Below are 18,667 nucleotides of genomic sequence, written 5' to 3'. Positions count from 1 at the left end.
TTCCAGGTAATTAGTTCTCTTAATTCGTCTATTAGTGTGCGTGTGCAACTTCGTGAGCAAATTTCTCTGCGCTCTGTTCTTCGTAAACGTCCATTTTGTCTTTGAAGCTCTCACCGGATGTTTTCAGGATAGACTTGATCTCAGCTACCGCAATTACCGGGAAATATTTAGAGAACAGGAAGAAGCAGGTAAAGAACAGACCGAATGTACCCATGTAGAAACCTACTTCAGGCCAGGACGGACGATAGTAAGACCAGCTGGACGGCAGGTAATCACGGTACAGTGAAGTACAGATGATTACAAAACGCTCAAACCACATACCGATGTTTACAATGATAGACATTACGAAAGTCACCATTACATTTCTTCTCATTTTACGGAACCAGAACACCTGCGGAGTGATTACGTTACAGGTCATCATGATCCAGTAAGACCAACCCAGCGGACCAGCAGCACGATATTTAAAGAAGGTTGCAAATTCGTAGGGGTTAGCACCGTACCAGGCCATGAACAGCTCAGTGAGGTAAGCACAACCTACTACAGAACCGGTTAATACAATCACCTTGTTCATGGCTTCCATGTGGCCCAGGGTGATATATTCTTCCAGGTGTAATACTTTACGTGTAATGATCAGGAGGGTATTTACCATCGCAAATCCGGAGAAGATCGCACCCGCAACGAAGTAAGGAGGGAAGATGGTAGTATGCCAGCCAGGAATTACAGAGGTAGCAAAGTCGAAAGATACGATGGTGTGTACAGAAAGTACCAGCGGAGTTGACAGACCTGCCAGTACCAGCGACAGTGCTTCGTGACGTTGCCAGTGTTTGGTAGAACCGGTCCAGCCGAAGGAAGCTACACCATATAATAACTTACGCAGTTTAGTTTTAGCCCTGTCGCGGATGGTAGCGAAATCCGGAATCAGACCGGAGTACCAGAACAGCAGGGATACTGTGAAGTAAGTAGAGATCGCGAATACGTCCCAGAGGAGAGGGGAGTTGAAGTTCACCCAAACCGGACCGCGGGTATTAGGATAAGGCAGGATGAAGAAGGCCATCCAAACACGACCCATGTGAATGATCGGGAACTGACCGGCGCACATTACCGCGAAGATCGTCATCGCTTCTGCCGCACGGTTTACCCCGGTACGCCAACCCTGACGGAACAGGAGGAGGATCGCGGAGATCAGGGTACCAGCGTGACCGATACCTACCCACCACACGAAGTTGGTGATATCCCAACCCCAACCGATGGTTTTGTTCAGATTCCACACTCCGACACCGAAATAGATCTGCCAAAACACTGAAAATGCGCCGAAGCCCAACAGTGACAGTGATATAAAAAAGCCTACATACCACAATTTTCCAGGCTTCCCTTCAATGGGACTAATGATATCTTCCGTTACCTGGTGATAATCCTTAACCCCGTCTACTAAAGGTTCTCTCAGTGTGGATTCGTATTTTAAATGCATATTCTATAAGCTTTTAGCTGCTAGCAGCCCTTGTCTTTTGTTATGATCTCAGATTCTGTAACTTCTTTCTGTCTTTTATCTTAACGATACCTGTTAAGATCAATTACGCGTGATGCGCTTCTTCTTTGTGAGCAGATTCTTTCTTCTCAACATGTTCAGCATCCTTATTCCTGATCTTAGCGAGATAGCTGATAGAAGGCAGTACGTGTGTTTCTTCCAGCACATAGTACAACCTGTCTACCTGTTGTTCGTTACGTACCTTATAGATTTCGCTGTTCTTGTCGTTGACGTTACCGAATACGATCGCATCAGCGCCGCAGGCCTGCTGGCAGGCAGTTTTAGCAGCTCCATCTTTCATAGGATGACCGGCTTTCTTAGCTTCCAGTTTCGCATCCTGTAAACGCTGTACGCAGAAAGAACATTTTTCCATCACACCACGGCTACGAACCACTACATCAGGGTTCAGTACCATGCGGGTGAGGTTATCGTTCATATCAGCTACATCGTAGAGGTTGTTCTCAAAGCTGTCGGCACCATTCCAGTCTCTCCAGTTGAGGCGACGTACTTTATAAGGACAGTTGTTAGCGCAGTAACGGGTACCGATGCAGCGGTTATAAGCCATCTGGTTGATACCTTCAGAGCTGTGGTTGGTAGCACCAACCGGGCAAACGTTTTCGCAGGGAGCGTTATCGCAATGCTGACACAGCATCGGCTGGAACACTACTTCCGGATTGTTTTCGTCGCCGCTGAAGTAACGGTCGATGCGGATCCAGTGCATTTCGTGGCCCTTCGCCACTTCTTCTTTACCTACAACAGAAACGTTATTTTCAGCCTGGCAGGCAATCGTACAGGCACCACAACCGAAGCAGGTGTTCAGGTCGATAGACATGCCCCATTTGATACCAGGGTAGCTGTAATTAGGATAGAGGGTCGCATCTCTGCGGAAGTCAGGACCAAACTTAGCCAGTTCTTTCCTGTCTTCATTCACTTCCTTGGGGTTCTCGATGAACTCAGCCAGGGTAGTTTCTTTAACGATAGGACGACCTTCGTAACTATTATGTGTTTGTGTTGAGGCAACAGGATATTTATTTCCGGTTGCTTCTACAGTAGCGTCAGTAGTGAAGTAGTCGAGTGTCTGACCATTGAAGCTAACCAGCGGATAAGCATTTTTACCGATACCACCGGCTGCTCTACCAACTTTTTCGCTACGGCCGTAACCTACTGCGATGGCGATTACTTCCGGATGTATACCAGGAACAATCAGCAGCGGCAGTACGATTTCTTTGCCGTTGGTCTTTATTTTCAGTTCTTTCTTCTCAACATTGATTTCGTAGTCATCGCCTAACTGAGTAGAGAATGTTTTGGCGAGTGTGTTGGAAACACAAGCGTAGTTGTCCCAGGTAGCGCGGGTGATAGGATCCGGCATTTCCTGTAACCAGGGGTTATTAGACAATCTACCGCTACCGATGGATACCTTTTCATAAAGTACCACTTCATATTTGCCACCTTTCTTAGCGCTGTTGATTTTAGCAGCAGCACCGGCAACATCGCCGGAGAAAGAAGCACCGCCTAAAGCAGGAGCAGTAGCAGGCTCGATCACACCATCCTGGAGGGCTTTATCCCAACCTTCCTGGCCACCGAGTTTACCGGTCCATTCGTTCTTCAGGTAATCAGCCCATGCAGTGGTATTACCAGACCAAGTCAGTAAGGTATCTTGTACTGCGCGGGTTTTGAAGAGCGGGAGTATAGTAGGCTGACCGAAGCTGTAGTAACCGGTTCTGCCCTCTGCATCGTTCCATGTTTCCAGGAAGTGATGATCAGGAGCAGAATATTTACACAGTTCAGTAGTTTCGTCGTTTCTGTCGTTGAAGGAAACAGCCAGTTTCACTTTCTTCAGGCCTTCGCTAAACTTAGCTGCATCGAAGTAATCGTAAGCAGGGTTAGCGCCAAACACCAGTACAGCACCGATGCTGCCGGCATTCATATCGCTCACCAGTTTAGCCATGTCGCTGTCGATACCCTGACGATAGTTAGAAGGAGAAGCGAAGTCGATGGTAGTACCGTTAGCGCCGATGATGTTATTGATAGCATTAACGATGATCTGTACATTTACATCATTGGAACCGCTCACCACCAGTGCTTTACCGGTATTGGCTTTCAGTTCTTTCGCAGCTTTCTGGATACCATCAGCCAGGCGTTTGTCGGCGATAGCAGGAGCAGTAACGCTTCCACCAACCGCAGCCAGCAGGGCCAGTGCTACCGCACCGGTTTCTGAAGGCCTGTGAGTATATCTTTCATCCGCATTGGCACCGGTCAGGCTCATATGGCTTTCGAAAGCGAAAGCCTTAGACATTTCCGGTTTCTGTGCGTTGATCTTACGGGTTTGAGCGTACTGGCGGGAATATTCAACTGGGTTCAGCCAGGTTCCGATAAAGTCGGCACCCAGGCTCACTATCGCTTTGGCATTTTCAAAGTGGTAGGAGGGGATTACTCTTTTACCGTAGGAGGCTTCGTTAGCCTGCAGCATACCGGAGTAAGAAACTGCGTCGTATACTACGTGGCGGGAGTTAGGATATTTAGCCAGGAATTCGCCTATCACTTTTTTAGTGGTAGGGCTTAATAAAGTAGGGCTCAATAAAACAACAGGAGCACCGCCTAAACCGGCCAGTGCTGCAGTTACTTGTTTATCGAGTTCGGCCCAGGTAGTTTCCGTACCACCGATAGACGGGAAACGGAGGCGGGCAGTATCATACAGGCCCAGTACCGCACCTTGTACCCTTGCGGAAGTGGCGCCCTGAGTGATTGATGATAAAGTATTTCCTTCCATCTTGATGGGGCGGCCTTCACGGGTTTTCACCACAACAGGCACATATTCACCATCAATAGCGTAAGAAGAAGCATAATAGTTGGCCACACCAGGAGTAATCTCTTCCGGTTTATTTACATACGGAATCGCTTTCTTCACCGGTGTTTCACAGCTGGCAGCAATAGCAGCAGCGGCAGTAGTGAACCCCAGATATTTCAGAAAATCCCTGCGGGGGGTAGTAGCATTCAACAGGCCTTCACTCTCGAACGGCAGTTCTTCACTGAATTCGTTCTTCACAATTTCCTGATGCGCATCGGTATTGTGCAACTCCTCCAAGCCTTTCCAATACTTTTTTTGCTCCATGTTATATTAACGAGTTACGTTTTATAAATTTTGATATCTTCTGATCAAGAGAAACTCTCTCTAAATCCTTCCTAGTAGTGACATTTTTGACATTCAGTACCACCTACCATTTCAACAGTTACGCTATCGATCTTCTTATCTTTAATATCCTGATGAAGTTTTTCGAAAATGCTGTAATAGTTGTTGTCAGCAAACTGCACTTTGGTAGTACGGTGACAGTTAATGCACCATCCCATTGAGAGATCAGCAAACTGGTGTACTTCGTCCATTTCAGTGATGGCGCCGTGACAAGTCTGACATTGTTGTTGACCAGCAACCACGTGTTGAGAGTGGTTAAAGTAAACGTGGTCTGGCAGGTTGTGGATTTTAGTCCATTCGATAGGTCTGCCTGGCTTGGTATATTTACCAGCTTCAGGATCCCAGCCAACGTAGTCGTATAATTTTTTGATTTCAGCAGTACCGTCGACCTTCCTGCCTTCTGCAGTCACTAATTCATAAGTGCCAGAGTATTCCTTAATGGCCTTGTGACAGTTCATACAGATATTTTCAGAAGGAATCATGGCGTGTTTGCTCTTCTCAGCACCAGCGTGGCAATACAGACAGTTGATCTGGTTGATGCCGGCGTGTACTTTGTGGCTGTAGAAGATCGGCTGTTCAGGCATATAGTCTTTCTGACGACCCAGGCCGATAGCGCCATTAATAGTGAAGTAACCACCTACCATGAAGAGCACCAGGATAATCAGGGCCAGGTAAGCTTTGTTTTTGTAGAAAGGAACAGGATCCGGAGTAGGAGTGCCCTCTTTATCACCAGCCAACTTATTCAGGTTGCTGTTGATTTGCATGAGGATCAGCGCTACTACAGCGAGGATCAGGGTAATGATACCGAACAGCAAACTGTTGTCATTGCCTTTTTCAGCGCCACCCTCAGCCTGAGGACCAGCATCTGTTTTCGGACCAGCAGTTTTGGTTTCTTCCACCTTAACAAAAGCCAGGATGTCATCGATATCTCCATCAGATAACTGAGGAAACGCTGTCATCGCAGTCTTGTTAAACTTGGTGAAGAGGTCATTGGCGTATTTATCGCCTGAAGCCAGTACCGAAGCGGAATTGTGAATCCACTGGTGTAATAATTTCTTATCGGTCCAGCGTTCTTCAACCCCTGCGAGTGCAGGACCCGTCAACTGTTTGTGGACATTGTGGCATGAAGCGCAATTTGTTTGGAAAAGTGACTTACCCTTCGCAGGATCCGCAGCCTTTACAGCAGAAAACGGAATTACTATACTAGCGCATAGAATAAGCACACTCACAAAATGCTTGCGCAAAAGAATGGAAACACGACGATACACAGCCTATATAGTTTAGATTTGACCTAAAGTTTCTTAAAAGTGCCAGCAAAAATAAGACAGAATGTTGACAATTTACCAACAATTCAAAAAATTTATTGCCTTATATAATGGCATTTTTTACTTATCAAAAAAGCTTAGATTGGTTTGAAAGCCCTACTGCTGGCCTATTTGAACACTCTTTCGAATTTATCTTTCAAAACTTATTATTTTCATTGAAAGTTCATTTCCACTGTGGACAACTGTCTACATCTTAACGTGGGGCAAGGTTTCCGGGGATATAATTATATTATATGCAGATGAAAAACCAGATAGCAGTCTCCTATATCCTCTAACATCACTAACACAATATATAATATATTATCCCTCCTCCGCAATTTATTTCCGGGGAGTTGTTATTTTTACCATAATAACCTGCCAGCTTACCGGAAAGTTCAATCAGCTGCTAAAAACTGACTCCCATGAAAGGAAAACTATTACTTCCCCTGTTACTCCTGGCTGTAGCCGCCTGTAATAATAGCAGTACAACCAGCCATACCGACAGTACCCATACCGTTCCTGTAGCTACTAACCGGCCCAGGATCACCGGCACTTATCAGGGTACCCTGCCCTGTGCAGATTGTCCGGGGATGGACTACCAGATTAGCCTGTTCGATGACCAAACTTTCAGCGAGCTGGTTGCTTACCAGGGGAGGGGAGCTGAAATAGCTACCGTGGAAACCGGCACCTGGAAGGCAACCTCCGATTCGACCGTTGTGCTGCACAAAAAACTGGACAGCAGCTCTTTCCTCGCCTCAGAAGGAAAACTGTTACTGCTCGATACCAAAGGCAAGCGCATTGAAGGCGTACTCGCCAGCAATTATATGCTGAAGCCGATAGAGGGTGGAGACCGCCGGGAAATGATCGCCGGCAAGGTAAAAGCAGGCGTCCGGTTCACCGCAGGAGGTAATGAGCCCGGCTGGACATTGGATGTCGAGAGCCGCAAACTGCTCTTCCATACCATGAACGGCGATAGTGTGAAGGTAAATTTGCCACCCGCAAACCCCAATACCGACACCCTGAAGGTCTATACTACTCCTGCTATTACTGTCAGCATCCGGAATACGGTCTGTTCCGACGATATGAGCGGGCTTATGCATCCTAATACCGTACAGGTGAAAGTAAAGGACAAGACCTACCAGGGATGTGGTGAATATATTAAATAAGGAGATGGGGGGTCGCCACAGACCGCTCTTCGCACAGACCAGCGCATTTGTCTGTCTATATAAAATATTACAATATAAATATATTTAACATATATTAAATAATGAGTAGCCTAGTAGTTAAACAATTCCCGGCAAGTAAATACATTTCTCTATTTTTGCACCCTATCTAAACAAACTGAGATTTTGAAAAACATTGTCATATTCGCATCGGGTGCAGGAAGCAACGCGCAGAAGATTATCGATCATTTCAGGGGGTCCGGCAAAGCAAAGGTTGTGCTCATTGTATGTAATAAGCCAGGAGCCGGTGTTTTACAAATTGCAGAACGCGAAGGCATCGACAGCGTGCTGATTGATAAGGACGCATTTTTCCGCTCAGATAAATATATACAGCTTTTAAAGGATTATCATACCGACCTGGTGGTACTCGCCGGGTTCCTCTGGAAAATACCTGTTAATCTTGTTCAGGCATTTCCTGGAAAAATCATTAACATCCATCCCGCATTATTACCGAAATTTGGGGGGAAAGGAATGTATGGCCACTTTGTACATGAGGCAGTAGTTGCTGCCGGTGAAAAGGAAAGCGGTATTACCATCCACTACGTGAATGAAAAGTATGATGACGGAGAAGCTATCCTGCAGGAACGTTGTGAGGTAACACCGGAAGATACGCCGGAAACTGTAGCAAAGAAGGTGCAGGCCCTGGAACACCAATGGTTCCCTGTAATAGTGGAACGATTATTGACTGAATCAGGCCTCTGATACAGACCCGGAAATTCTTTCTTACTGCTAGTATAACCCTTACAACTGTATGAAAAAAACGCTGCTATTGATATGGGTATCCTGCTTTTTCAGTTTGCTCTCCTTTGCGCAGGACAAGACAAAGGTCAGCAGAAATACCTATCTCAAAATCAATCCTGTTACGCTCATTAATGAACTCGATATATACCTGGAACAGGAATTATCCGACAAGTTCAGTATTGAAGTTGGCGTGAGCGGCATATATACGGACTACCCCGATTATGTGCTTGCTAAAAAGATAGATATTGGTCAGAAGAAACCCGACATCAGTACAGAACAATTTGTTGATGGCCGGGGACTGGGTTTCCGTGTTGGCGCCCGCTGGTACCTGATATCCCGGGAAATGACCGGCAACCGGGCTGCGGGTACTTATTTTGAACCTATTCTTTTTTATAAAAAGGTTTTCTATCCTAACGAGAAGCAGACCTTTGAAAATAAAACCTATACCGACTCAGGCGACAAAAACGTTTTTGGGCTACAGCTGTTGGTGGGCCGTCAGTTCAAAAAAGACAAGTTCCTGCTTGATCCTTTTATCGGTATAGGTGTCCGCAGCAAAATATATAATTACACCACCTATCATTTCGACGATAATAAAGTATCGCTCAGCGATGGCCGGATGGTCAGTGTATTGCCCAGTTTGCAGATAGGCATCAAGATGGGGCTCAAGCTCTGGTAAGCCTAATGCCTAAAAAGGAATTATTACCTTGACGCTGAAATTTCTTCCCATGTTATATATACCGAAGCGCCCGTTCGGAGATGCACTATAATATTCAAAATACTTCAGGCGGTTCGTATTGGCCTGGTAGGCTACATCAGCCACATTATCCAGCTGCAGGAACAGTTCAAACAACGTTTTGTTTTTTCTATTCACAAAAGCGCTGCCGGCGCCTATATTAAACAGGGTATAACCCGGTGTATATGTTTCTGTGTCGTCTACCCCATAGAAATGAGGCTGAGATGCTATTACATCAGCTTCCAGCCTGATATAGGCTTTGGAAAGGATCCCATAATTTTTTTGTGCCATTGCCTTCAGCTCACTACGTATATGCGTTGGCGGTATAAAAGGCAGGTAGCGGGCCTTATCTCCATAAACATTTACTAATTTCTTATTCCCGTTACGGCCCTGCGTATAGGCGATACTGTTATTCATGCTTAGCCAGGCTATGCTGCGCGGATGCAGGTTTACTGCAACTTCTGCCCCATACAGCCGGGCAGCAGATTGCTGGTATTTGTAAGTAGCGTTACCCGGAACAATTACCACGGGGTTGCCCGCATCATCGTATAGCCTTGCCTGATAGATATAGTTTTCGATATTATTATGGAAGAGCTCCACGCTGATATCGGCATCCGGCAACCAGGCCTGGAAACCTATATCTTCCTGGAGACTGAACTCGGGCTTGAATCCGCGGTTGCCCAGATATACGATATGTGCACCGGGGTCAAGACCATTGGAGCCAATCTCTGTAATATTCGGGGCGCGGTACCCCCTTGCTATATTGGCTTTCACCAGTACACGATTGCTGATATTCCAGGTGGCGCCGAGGCTGCCGGAGATACCGGTATAGTTATGCTGAAAAGCGGGGAACTGCAGTTTGGCACCGGCTGTATCCGGAATGTGGGCGTGTTTTTCAAACCCATTGTCTTTATTGGGCCCTACATAGAAATCATTCCAGCGAATATGCCTGTTGTCGTAACGAATACCGCCCGATACATCCACCTTTCCGAAGGTTTTCTTGGCAAACAGGAAGCCGCCTATATCGAACAGGTTGTAATCAGGGATAGGAAAATCTGTTCCGTTCCTGCTCTTATTCTCCTGGTACATTCCGTTTATTCCAGCCGTTGTTTCCAGTCCGTTCAAAGAGGGCAGGTTATAGCGTACATCATAGTTGAGTGTATTCAGCACTACATATAAGCCTGGCTGAACAGGCATTTCCGGGTGGTTATATTCCCTCCTGATGCTTTGCTGCAGCCCCAGCAATGTATTGATATCCCCGCTTCCCAGTTTCCATTGTGAATGGTTGTATATGCGATAGTGTTGTATATGCTGGTGCAACGGGTTGATTTTATAAGTATGCAATTCGTTATCCGGCACGAGTGGTCTGTTCCTGATGTTGTCATCTTCCGACACCTGCTTCGTAAACCGGCGGGTAAGGGAATCTCTGCTTCCATCGGGGATCTCCTGCATGTTGTCGTACAACGTGGCACCAAACTGGGAATAGCCCCACGACTTATCCACTCTTGCCAGAGCAGTGAGATTGTATTCCCGGAACGCAGTGCCATACACCCATCCATCGACACTATTACGGTAGTTATGCGCCATTTTCGAGGTACCGCGCAACACATATTTCCAATCGTTGACCCGGTAACCTAATCCCAGAGAAGTGCCGATCATGCCATTATTGCTGTGATAGTCCGTTAGAAAATTACCCTGCAGGCGTTTCTGGCTAAGCTCAGGAATATCGGGAATCATATTAATCACCCCCGCCAATGCATCTGAGCCATAAGTAAGGCTGGCAGGCCCTTTCACTACTTCGGCCCTGGAAACACCATACTGATCCACTTCAATGCCATGTTCATCGCCCCACTGCTGGCCTTCCTGGCGTACACCATCGAACAGCGTCAGTACGCGATTATAACCAAGACCGCGAATAAATGGTTTGGATATATTAGGACCGGTAGTTACTGCGCTCACACCGGGTATGCCTTTGATGATGGCATCGATGATGTTGTTGTTCACGTTCATGTTCATCTCCCGCTTGCCGATAACAGCAATGGGAATAGGATTCTTCCTGACAGCAGTGGCTCTGGAAACGCCCGTCACTATTACCTCATTCAGTTTCGACAGGTCTTCCTCCAGTACAATACTCCATATATCTGTTGCACTTTCAGCAATTATTCTACGGGTTTTTAACGTTTGGTATCCTATCATTGAAATGCTGACATCGTAAGTACCGGGGCGGAGATTTTTTATACTGAAAGCGCCATGCTGATCGGTAATAGCACCGGTATGTAAGGCCGGAATGGCTACATTGGCGAATTGCAGCGGGCTTCCTTCCTTATTAGTAACTACGCCTTTTATGAAAGGCTGCTGAGCAAGGGTTTGGGTTATGGATGAAATAAAAAATAGCATCAGTAATGTAAAAAAATGTTTCATGTGTCAATTGTGCGGGTTTTAAGTACAGCGTAGGTTTCTAAGGATAGTAACAAAGCTTACACTTCCGTTTTAATTTTTAACAAAACTATGTTCTATTTTTATATTCGCCTTAATTATTTTTTAGATTAGTCTAAATAATTGGAAATGGATCTTTAAAAGCCGAGCCCTTTTTGAAGCGCAGTATTTCTTCTTCGGTGCACAGGCAGCTGTCAAGGTCGATGATAATGCCATGTGCATCCAGTTCCTGGCCGATGATGACGAGTTCATTATACCGGTCAGCGAAGCGTTCGTCCCAGCGGGCGTTGATAAGATCCAATGTTTCCTGGTTGAGTTGCCACTGTTTGCGGGGGATGGCGCACCACCAGTAGCCTGCTTTTTCCGCGCGCAATGAGCCGCCGGCCTGGCTCCAGTTAACAGCTATATTCGGGCGGGAGGCCAGCCAGAAAAGACCTTTACTGCGGATGACGTTTCCCGGCCAGCTTTCATTGATATATTTCCAGAAGCGCTCCGGGTGAAAGGGTTTTCTGCTGCGGTATACAAAGGAAGAAATACCGTATTCCTCTGTTTCCGGTGTATGTTCATTTTCCAGTTCTGCCTGCCATCCGGCACTTTGGGAAGTAGTGTCAAAATCGAACAGGCCGGTATGCAGGATATCACTCAGGGGAACCTGAGCATTCACGGCTTCAATGATCCTGGCTCTTGCGTTGAGTTTACGCAGTACTGCTTTCAGATTGCCCAGTTTTTCCGCACTCACGAGGTCACATTTATTCAGCACAATAACATCCGCAAATTCCACCTGATCTGTGAGCAGGTTAACGATGGTGCGGCTGTCGTTTTCATCATCAGTGAGTCCTTTTTCATGTAGTTGAGCGATGCTGCCGTAATCATTGGAGAAGTTGAAGGCATCTACTACGGTTACCATTGTATCGAGCCGGCTGACGCTACTGAGGTCTATACCATTGTCTTCATCCTGGTAGCAGAAAGTTTGCGCAACTGGGATCGGTTCCGAAATTCCGGTGGATTCTATCAGGAGATAGTCGAAGCGTTTTTCTGCTGCCAAAGCTGCCACTTCTTTCAGCAGGTCTTCCCTCAATGTACAACAGATACAACCGTTGCTCATTTCCACCAGACGTTCCTCTGTTTTGTGCAGGGTATTTTCATTTCTTACGAGTTGGGCATCAATATTGACTTCGCTCATATCATTCACGATAACGGCTACACGAATATTTTCGCGATTATGCAGGACGTGATTGAGCAAAGTAGTCTTCCCCGCGCCGAGGAAGCCGCTCAGCACCGTAACAGGTAATCTTTCCATATATATGATATTATATTGCTATAGCTGGTGTTTATGCGTTTTACATGTTCTGCCATGGCGTATATTGATGAAATGCGCCAGCATTACACCAATAGCTCCCAATAGTATCACAAGCGATTCCTTATAGCCTCCATCCAGCAGGTAATGGCCGGCCAGCAGCAGCGAAAAGCCCGCAACAAACAACAGGAGAGGAAGCAGGCGCCGGTGCAGGCGAATATATCCGCGCCCGAGTGCGAAACAACCTATGAAGAAGGAAACTCCTAACAGCGCGTATTCGAGTTGTTTATTCTCCAGTATCTGAGTGCCCATCAGAGGAAGGGCTGTTAAAAAAAGCGGCAGCAGGGCACAATGAAGGGCACAAAGCAGGGAAGCGCCAATACCTACTGCATCCAGGTTCATCTTCTTAAAAAAGTTCACTTCCATATCCTGTTTTTTCAATCCGGACAAAACTACGTAAATTTGCAACTATGTTGCAAATAATTTTTTACAGTAAAATCAGATAATTAATTTGTTTACTTATAAAATGTTGCAAACCTGTTAAAAAAAGGAACCAAAGAGTGTAACGCTGGGCATCTGTCAACTAAGTGCTACCTTTGTGTATTGACTAAACTATACTGGATTTTTACCAATGTCGAAGAAAGCAATTATACTGATATCATTTTTTGTAGTCTTGAGCGTAGGATTTCTGGGTTATGCCGGGTACGTCATTAAAGGTCAAACGGGGACTTTCCTGGGAAAAGAGAAACTACCCATATTAGGGGCACCGGGGCATACCATACCGGGCTTTTCGTTTACTGATCAGGAAGGGCATACCCGTACCAAAGCTGATGTGGATGGTAAGATCTACGTATCTGAGTTCTTTTTTACTACCTGTACCGGTATTTGTCCGAAGATGAATGCCAATATGGATAAAGTATACGCGAAGTATAAGAACAAGCCTGATTTTCTTATCCTGTCGCATACTGTTGATCCGGACCACGACAGTGTGCCGGTTTTAAAACAATATGCAGCCAAACATGGTGCGGACTCCAGGAACTGGTGGTTCCTTACCGGGGATAAAAAGCAACTTTACCGCCTGGCGCGGCAGGGCTACCTGGTAGACGACGGTACCTACACCGGTGATGAAGATTTCGTACATACCCAATGGTTTGCCCTGGTAGATAAGACCGGGCAGATACGTGGATTGTACGAGGGTACCAAGCAAGTGGATATTGATAAACTGATCAACGACATAGATCGTTTAATGGAGGAGTAATTTTTTTATCATGGGCGCCAAACAACAAGTAACAGAAAAAATTAGCAGCTTGTTGCGTGAAAGCAAGCTGAGTGTAACAGAAACCAGGACAAAAATTCTGGAGCTGTTTTTTAAAAGCAGCGGTGCACTGGAACATAGTGATTTTGAAAAACTGGCTGGTCAGTCATTTGACCGCGTAACCGTATACAGGACACTGCAAACATTCCTTGACAAGGGAATCATCCATAAAATACCAACTACCGATACGTCGGTGCGTTATGCATTGTGCAAGTCGGAATGTTCAGAGCATCATCATCACGACCATCATATACACTTTAAGTGCGAAGAGTGTGGGGCTACTACCTGCCTCGAAGAAACGGATGTGCCACTGATACAGCTTCCTAAGGGCTATGCGGCGCATAATGTAGAGGTGGTGGTGAGTGGAGTGTGTAAGGAATGTAAATAGAGAATTAAGAATAGAGAATATAGAATTAAGAAATAGCCCGAAGATTTTAGCGGATAATAGTTTCAACATCCACTAAAATCTTCGGGCTATTTCTTAATTCTATATTCTCTATTCTTAATTCTCTACTCTATCCTCTGGTTCTTTCGATCTCGGCTTGTACGAAGTCTGCGAGTTCTTTTACATAAGCTGGTGAGAAGTCGAATTTGATTCCGGCAGCCTTGTAGAGTTCAGGCAGGGTTTTGGTGTTACCCAGGCTAAGTGCTTTTACGTAGTTATCGAGCGCATTTTGTTTGTTCTCCCTGAACTGTTTCCACATGGCGATAGCACCGAGTTGAGCGATCCCATATTCGATATAATAGAAGGGTACTTCAAAGAGATGCAGCTGTTTCTGCCATGTGATGGCACGATAATCTTCATGCCCGGACCAGTCGACCATTGCGGGGGAGAATTCATTGAGTATTTCCAGCCATTTAGCAGTGCGTTCTTCAACGGTATGCTGCGGATTTTCGTAGATCCAATGCTGGAATTTATCGATGGTAGCTATCCATGGGAAAATGGTGATGGCACGTTCCAGTTGTTGCAGTTTGGCACGACGCAGCTGGTTTTCGTCATCGAAGAAGATATTCCAATAATCCATGGTGAAGAGTTCCATACTCATGCTGGCTACCTCGGCTATTTCCATGGGATATTCCTTAAAAGAACTGAGGGCCAGGTGATGGCTGAGGAAAGAATGTACCGCATGGCCTCCTTCATGAACCATGGTAGTGAGGTCTTTCATCTGGCCTGCTGCGTTCATAAAAATAAACGGTACGCCGGTTTCTGCCAGCGGGCAGTTATAGCCACCAGGAGCTTTCCCCTTGCGGCTTTCCAGATCGAGCCGGCCCATTTGTTTCATGACACGAAGACAATTTCCGAAGAAAGGCCCCAATTCATCGAAGGTGCTGATCGCCTTATTTACCAGTTCTTCGCCTGTATGGAAGGGCTCCAGCGGCTTTACGCCTACGGCTTCAGCATCTGTATCCCAGGGTTTGAGTACGCCCAGTTGGAGTTTTTCCTTTTGCTTTTCGAGTATTTGTTGTACCAGCGGAAGGATATGCGTTCTGATAGCTTCATGAAACTGGAATACATCTTCTTTGTTATAATCGAAGCGTCCGAGGTCTTCAAACTTATAATCGCGGTAATTGGCGAATCCGGCATTTTTGGCTACCTGATCGCGTTTCAGCACCAGACTGGTATACAATTCATCGAGTGCCTGCCTGTCTTCCAGACGTCTGGCGGCAGTTTTGGAAAAGACTTCCTCCCTTAGGGAGCGGTCGCTGTTTTCGAGGAATTTGGCAGCCTGCTGCAGGGTATATTCCTGTCCTTTTACATTGATCGTCATCTTACCGGCAATAACGCCATATTGCTGCGCCATCACGCTCAGTTCTGCCTGGATAGGGATGTTTTCCTCTCTGAAAAGTTTCACCTGTTTCCTCACATTGCGGAGGTAGGTTTTGTAAAGATCCTGATCCAGTTCGTTTACAAACGGGCTATCCAGCAGCTTTTTATTGAGTGCATCTGCATAAGGCTGGAGCCTGGGTTGTATCTCCATGCAGAAATAAGTAAATGCTTCTTCCAGCGTTTTATCGGTGGTATCGCAGGTCATGCGGATCTGTCGCCAGCAGGCATCTTCACTGATAACAGCTTCCAGTTCGCTTATATCCTTCAGCCATTTCCCGAGATCAGCAACGTTAGCAACAGGCCGTTGCACCAACTCTTCAAAGTAAGGCTGCAGCGCATCCCAGGTAGTCACTGTAAAATTTTCCGGGAGAAACTCACGCGGTAGTTTCTTTATATCTGCACTTAAATTATTATCCATTCTTTCAAATTTTTAAGTTAACGTTAGCATGAAATTTAGGCAATTTTAAACTAAAAAGCAGAAAGCAAAAAGCTATTGAAGCGAATAGCCAAAGCAATTCTTATGAAATATGCTCCGGGTATCCGCTTCAATAGCTTCTTGCTTTTAGCCTGCAGCTTTCTGCGCTATATTCTTCTGATTATTCTTCAGTTTTCTTCTTGCGTGGCTTAGCAGCTTTTTTAGGCTCTTCACCTTCTGCAGCCGGCGCTTCATCTTTCTTAGCTTTTGCTTTCTTAGGAGCTTTTTCGCTGGTGCCTTCTTCTCCGTCTTTTTCTGTCGCTTTCTTAGCGCGTGCTTTCTTTGGCTTTTCTTCCGCCTCAGCTACTGCTTCTTCTGCAGGAGCGGCCTTTTTCTTTTTCTCCGGAGCAGCTTCTTCTACAGCCACTTCTTCCACTACTTCTTCTTCACCATCGGCGAGGATCTCTTCAAATTTCAAAAGCTCGTTTGCTTTGAGGATTCCAAACCATTTTACCATCTTCTTCATATCACTCACATATACTCTTTCTTCATCGAATTCAGGGAATACGCTCTTGAAATAAGCTTTGATAGCATTGTTATCTGCTTTACCATCTACAGGCGGAAATGAGGAAGCTTTTTCATCCATGGCTTTAAACACTTCTGCCAGGTTTACGTTTTCGCCGGTAGTAAATACTTCGATACTTTCCAGTGGAGTAAAATTATGCACGCGGGAAGATACAAACCTTGTGCTTTTATCTTCCAGTGACCTTACGATGGCGCCATCTTGTTTACTGGCTACTAACTGAAACAAACCGCCCAATCCGGTTACTGCAACAATTTCTCTGTACTGCATGTTCTAATTTTTAGGAAGCGCAAATATAAATAATTATAATAGATTGCCCACGGCTATTTTTCAGTGCCGCGGGGTCAGCCTCTGCTCAACTTTCGTGCCATCACCACTGTTCGTTTGATGTGTTTCACCTCACCCTTGAGATTAAATAAGTCAATTAAAAATATATAAATTCCTGAAGGTAAAATAACTGCATTCTCTCCAAGACCATCCCATTGTAAGGTGCCTTTGTTTCCCATCAGCATATTCCTGGCCAGGTACCTTACCACACGACCGGTGGCTTCATAGATGGTAATGTTTCCAACATAGCCAGGGCCGGGCAATTGCCAGGATAGCAACGTTACCTTGTCAATGCCATCCTGATCAGGAGAAAATACGGCAGGTGATAACGAAACATGCAGTGTGTCGTCGGACTGCGGATAGTATTGGGAATTAGGCAATCCGGGAGTGGCATAACCACTTGTTGCTGCAGCAGAATGCCAATTGGACGGATCAGACGACGGACGATTGTATTGCAGCCGTTCCAATGATATGCCGCGTACATCGCTGGCAAGGGGAAAATGCATTTTTTCATTGTAATACAGCCGGTCGATCACGAGGCTGTCGGCCCGCAGCAGTGCAATATTCCCGTTAGCATGAGGCATAGGAGGCAGGCTTCCTACCTGTTGCGCCGAGGAAGCCGCCAGGTGGTGATAGTAATTACTGAGCCTGTATACATCTGTAGTCAGCGCCAGGAATCCTCCAGGCATCAGCAAACGGCTGGATGCCGTTATGCTCTTCCATCCTTCCGTCGCATTATCTGCTTTCCAGGTGCCGAGTCGCAGCTGCTGCAGGTCAATAGCACGGGAACCGCCATTATAGATTTCTATGAATTCCGGTATGCCGGCAGGGGGATAAAATAACACCTCATTGATGACGATATCATCAGGTTCCGGCGGATGAGGAATCATAAACGTTATCGTATTGTACAGCAGGCTTTCCTGGTCATTGCAATCGGTAATGCCTGTTGTGTGAACGGTATAGATCTCTCCATCCTGTATGGGGGAATTCAATGTTATCAGCACGGCAGCCAGCAATGGCATTACCGGCTGGGCGGCCACTGCGCGGAGCCCGCCCGTAAACTGATAATGCTGTGGATCTGCCGCCTGCACACTGTCGACCGGTTTTCCGAATTGCAGCAGCAAATGAATACTGTCAGTAATCCCTGCAAAAACCAGATCCGGTTTTGCCGGATCGGTCATCCGGCCGGCCACTGCATTGACTTTCCCCGGGGTTCCGCCGGCAGCATCTGTACAAGCCATCCAATTACGCCTTCCGCTGCAGGGAAACGCCGGATCAACCATTTCAAGGCTCACACCGCCTTTGGCGGCAGCAGTGCCGTTGTACCAGCCCAGGTTATAGTCAATAGCATGAATAACGCGGTGAGCCGGATCGTATAGTACCAATACACATGAATCATCCGCCAGGGCCGGGAAGCGGTCTATTCCCAGTGCATCAGCGACATGGAAAGCCGGTACTGCTGCCGGAGTGCAAAGCAGCACAAGACTATCCGGCTGCAGCAGATACGCGGGTAATACTACTTCCCGCCGGTTGATCCCTAACCGCCAGTTTTTCAGCTGAACGGGCTGGCTGCTCCGGTTCTTCAGCTCCACATATTCATAAGGAGGTAATCCCTTTGCGGGTAATGGTTTAGGCATTATTTCGTGAATAACGAGGTCATACCTGTCCGGTATACGGGCAAATCCGGCTATAGCCGGTAACAGCAGGGCACAAACAATGATTAGTCGCATAAACCTGATTTATAGGCCCT

Annotated in this window: 14 protein-coding genes; 5 read left to right on the top strand and 9 right to left on the bottom strand. The window is 46.3% G+C overall.

Annotated features, from left to right (window positions below; all coding sequences use genetic code 11):
- Positions 1 to 31: 31 nt before the first annotated feature.
- The 3 genes from nrfD to UNH61_RS30710 all read right to left on the bottom strand — a co-directional run bounded on the left by nrfD (position 32) and on the right by UNH61_RS30710 (position 5,938).
- Positions 32 to 1,468: an NrfD/PsrC family molybdoenzyme membrane anchor subunit gene (gene nrfD / locus UNH61_RS30720; RefSeq protein WP_326995850.1), complete on the bottom strand. Its 1,437-nt coding sequence runs from the start codon at positions 1,466 to 1,468 to the stop codon at positions 32 to 34.
- A 103-nt stretch (positions 1,469 to 1,571) separates the two neighbouring features.
- Positions 1,572 to 4,637, bottom strand: coding sequence for a TAT-variant-translocated molybdopterin oxidoreductase (locus UNH61_RS30715; protein ID WP_326995849.1), 3,066 nt, complete (start codon positions 4,635 to 4,637; stop codon positions 1,572 to 1,574).
- Positions 4,638 to 4,708: 71 nt separating this feature from the next.
- Positions 4,709 to 5,938 carry a c-type cytochrome gene (locus tag UNH61_RS30710; RefSeq protein ID WP_326996179.1) on the bottom strand — a complete coding sequence of 410 codons (1,230 nt, stop codon included), beginning with the start codon at positions 5,936 to 5,938 and terminating at the stop codon, positions 4,709 to 4,711.
- Positions 5,939 to 6,441: 503 nt separating this feature from the next.
- Between UNH61_RS30710 and UNH61_RS30705 the strand changes: the two genes are divergently transcribed.
- The 3 genes from UNH61_RS30705 (at position 6,442) to UNH61_RS30695 (ending at position 8,659) form a co-directional block, all read left to right on the top strand.
- Positions 6,442 to 7,185, top strand: a complete 744-nt coding sequence (locus UNH61_RS30705; protein ID WP_326995848.1) for a copper resistance protein NlpE N-terminal domain-containing protein — start codon at positions 6,442 to 6,444, stop codon at positions 7,183 to 7,185.
- Positions 7,186 to 7,368: 183 nt separating this feature from the next.
- Positions 7,369 to 7,944, top strand: a complete 576-nt coding sequence (gene purN / locus UNH61_RS30700; protein WP_326995847.1) for a phosphoribosylglycinamide formyltransferase — start codon at positions 7,369 to 7,371, stop codon at positions 7,942 to 7,944.
- A 49-nt stretch (positions 7,945 to 7,993) separates the two neighbouring features.
- Positions 7,994 to 8,659, top strand: a complete 666-nt coding sequence (locus UNH61_RS30695; protein WP_326995846.1) for a hypothetical protein — start codon at positions 7,994 to 7,996, stop codon at positions 8,657 to 8,659.
- Between the two features lie 9 nt (positions 8,660 to 8,668).
- Here UNH61_RS30695 and UNH61_RS30690 read toward each other — a convergent pair whose 3' ends face one another.
- From UNH61_RS30690 to UNH61_RS30680, 3 genes are all read right to left on the bottom strand, one after another.
- Positions 8,669 to 11,137, bottom strand: a complete 2,469-nt coding sequence (locus tag UNH61_RS30690) for a TonB-dependent receptor (protein ID WP_326995845.1) — start codon at positions 11,135 to 11,137, stop codon at positions 8,669 to 8,671.
- 130 nt (positions 11,138 to 11,267) lie between these two features.
- Positions 11,268 to 12,452: a GTP-binding protein gene (locus tag UNH61_RS30685; RefSeq protein ID WP_326995844.1), complete on the bottom strand. Its 1,185-nt coding sequence runs from the start codon at positions 12,450 to 12,452 to the stop codon at positions 11,268 to 11,270.
- An 18-nt stretch (positions 12,453 to 12,470) separates the two neighbouring features.
- Positions 12,471 to 12,875: a MerC domain-containing protein gene (locus UNH61_RS30680; RefSeq protein WP_326995843.1), complete on the bottom strand. Its 405-nt coding sequence runs from the start codon at positions 12,873 to 12,875 to the stop codon at positions 12,471 to 12,473.
- Between the two features lie 205 nt (positions 12,876 to 13,080).
- On the opposite strand from UNH61_RS30680, the gene UNH61_RS30675 reads away from it, so the two are divergent.
- On the top strand, positions 13,081 to 13,707 hold the full coding sequence (locus UNH61_RS30675) for an SCO family protein (protein ID WP_326995842.1): 627 nt from the start codon (positions 13,081 to 13,083) through the stop codon (positions 13,705 to 13,707).
- A gap of 10 nt (positions 13,708 to 13,717) precedes the next feature.
- The gene (locus UNH61_RS30670; RefSeq protein ID WP_326995841.1) at positions 13,718 to 14,152 is read left to right on the top strand and encodes a transcriptional repressor; all 435 of its coding nucleotides are present in this window, start codon (positions 13,718 to 13,720) and stop codon (positions 14,150 to 14,152) included.
- A gap of 127 nt (positions 14,153 to 14,279) precedes the next feature.
- Here the strand turns inward: UNH61_RS30670 and UNH61_RS30665 are convergent, their stop codons facing one another.
- The 3 genes from UNH61_RS30665 to UNH61_RS30655 all read right to left on the bottom strand — a co-directional run bounded on the left by UNH61_RS30665 (position 14,280) and on the right by UNH61_RS30655 (position 18,647).
- Positions 14,280 to 16,010 (bottom strand): M3 family oligoendopeptidase, encoded by a 1,731-nt coding sequence (locus UNH61_RS30665; protein ID WP_326995840.1) that lies wholly within the window; start codon positions 16,008 to 16,010, stop codon positions 14,280 to 14,282.
- Positions 16,011 to 16,188: 178 nt separating this feature from the next.
- Complete coding sequence (locus UNH61_RS30660; protein ID WP_326995839.1) at positions 16,189 to 16,860, bottom strand: DUF5606 domain-containing protein; 672 nt, start codon at positions 16,858 to 16,860, stop codon at positions 16,189 to 16,191.
- A 74-nt stretch (positions 16,861 to 16,934) separates the two neighbouring features.
- Positions 16,935 to 18,647, bottom strand: coding sequence for a lamin tail domain-containing protein (locus UNH61_RS30655; protein WP_326995838.1), 1,713 nt, complete (start codon positions 18,645 to 18,647; stop codon positions 16,935 to 16,937).
- Between the last annotated feature and the right edge of the window lie 20 nt (positions 18,648 to 18,667).

This window comes from Chitinophaga sp. 180180018-3 (assembly GCF_037893185.1).
Taxonomy (GTDB): domain Bacteria; phylum Bacteroidota; class Bacteroidia; order Chitinophagales; family Chitinophagaceae; genus Chitinophaga.
The sequence above is the reverse complement of the archived record's forward strand: the minus strand, read 5'-3'. Positions and strand labels throughout refer to the sequence as shown.

Excerpts from the sequence above, each read along its gene's own strand:
- UNH61_RS30715 (WP_326995849.1), bottom strand. The coding sequence starts at position 4,637 with ATGGAGCAAAAAAAGTATTGGAAAGGCTTGGAGGAGTTGCACAATACC.
- UNH61_RS30660 (WP_326995839.1), bottom strand. The coding sequence starts at position 16,860 with ATGCAGTACAGAGAAATTGTTGCAGTAACCGGATTGGGCGGTTTGTTT.
- UNH61_RS30690 (WP_326995845.1), bottom strand. The coding sequence starts at position 11,137 with ATGAAACATTTTTTTACATTACTGATGCTATTTTTTATTTCATCCATA.
- UNH61_RS30695 (WP_326995846.1), top strand. The coding sequence starts at position 7,994 with ATGAAAAAAACGCTGCTATTGATATGGGTATCCTGCTTTTTCAGTTTG.
- UNH61_RS30665 (WP_326995840.1), bottom strand. The coding sequence starts at position 16,010 with ATGGATAATAATTTAAGTGCAGATATAAAGAAACTACCGCGTGAGTTT.
- UNH61_RS30685 (WP_326995844.1), bottom strand. The coding sequence starts at position 12,452 with ATGGAAAGATTACCTGTTACGGTGCTGAGCGGCTTCCTCGGCGCGGGG.
- UNH61_RS30705 (WP_326995848.1), top strand. The coding sequence starts at position 6,442 with ATGAAAGGAAAACTATTACTTCCCCTGTTACTCCTGGCTGTAGCCGCC.
- UNH61_RS30670 (WP_326995841.1), top strand. The coding sequence starts at position 13,718 with ATGGGCGCCAAACAACAAGTAACAGAAAAAATTAGCAGCTTGTTGCGT.
- UNH61_RS30675 (WP_326995842.1), top strand. The coding sequence starts at position 13,081 with ATGTCGAAGAAAGCAATTATACTGATATCATTTTTTGTAGTCTTGAGC.
- nrfD (WP_326995850.1), bottom strand. The coding sequence starts at position 1,468 with ATGCATTTAAAATACGAATCCACACTGAGAGAACCTTTAGTAGACGGG.
- UNH61_RS30680 (WP_326995843.1), bottom strand. The coding sequence starts at position 12,875 with ATGGAAGTGAACTTTTTTAAGAAGATGAACCTGGATGCAGTAGGTATT.
- UNH61_RS30655 (WP_326995838.1), bottom strand. The coding sequence starts at position 18,647 with ATGCGACTAATCATTGTTTGTGCCCTGCTGTTACCGGCTATAGCCGGA.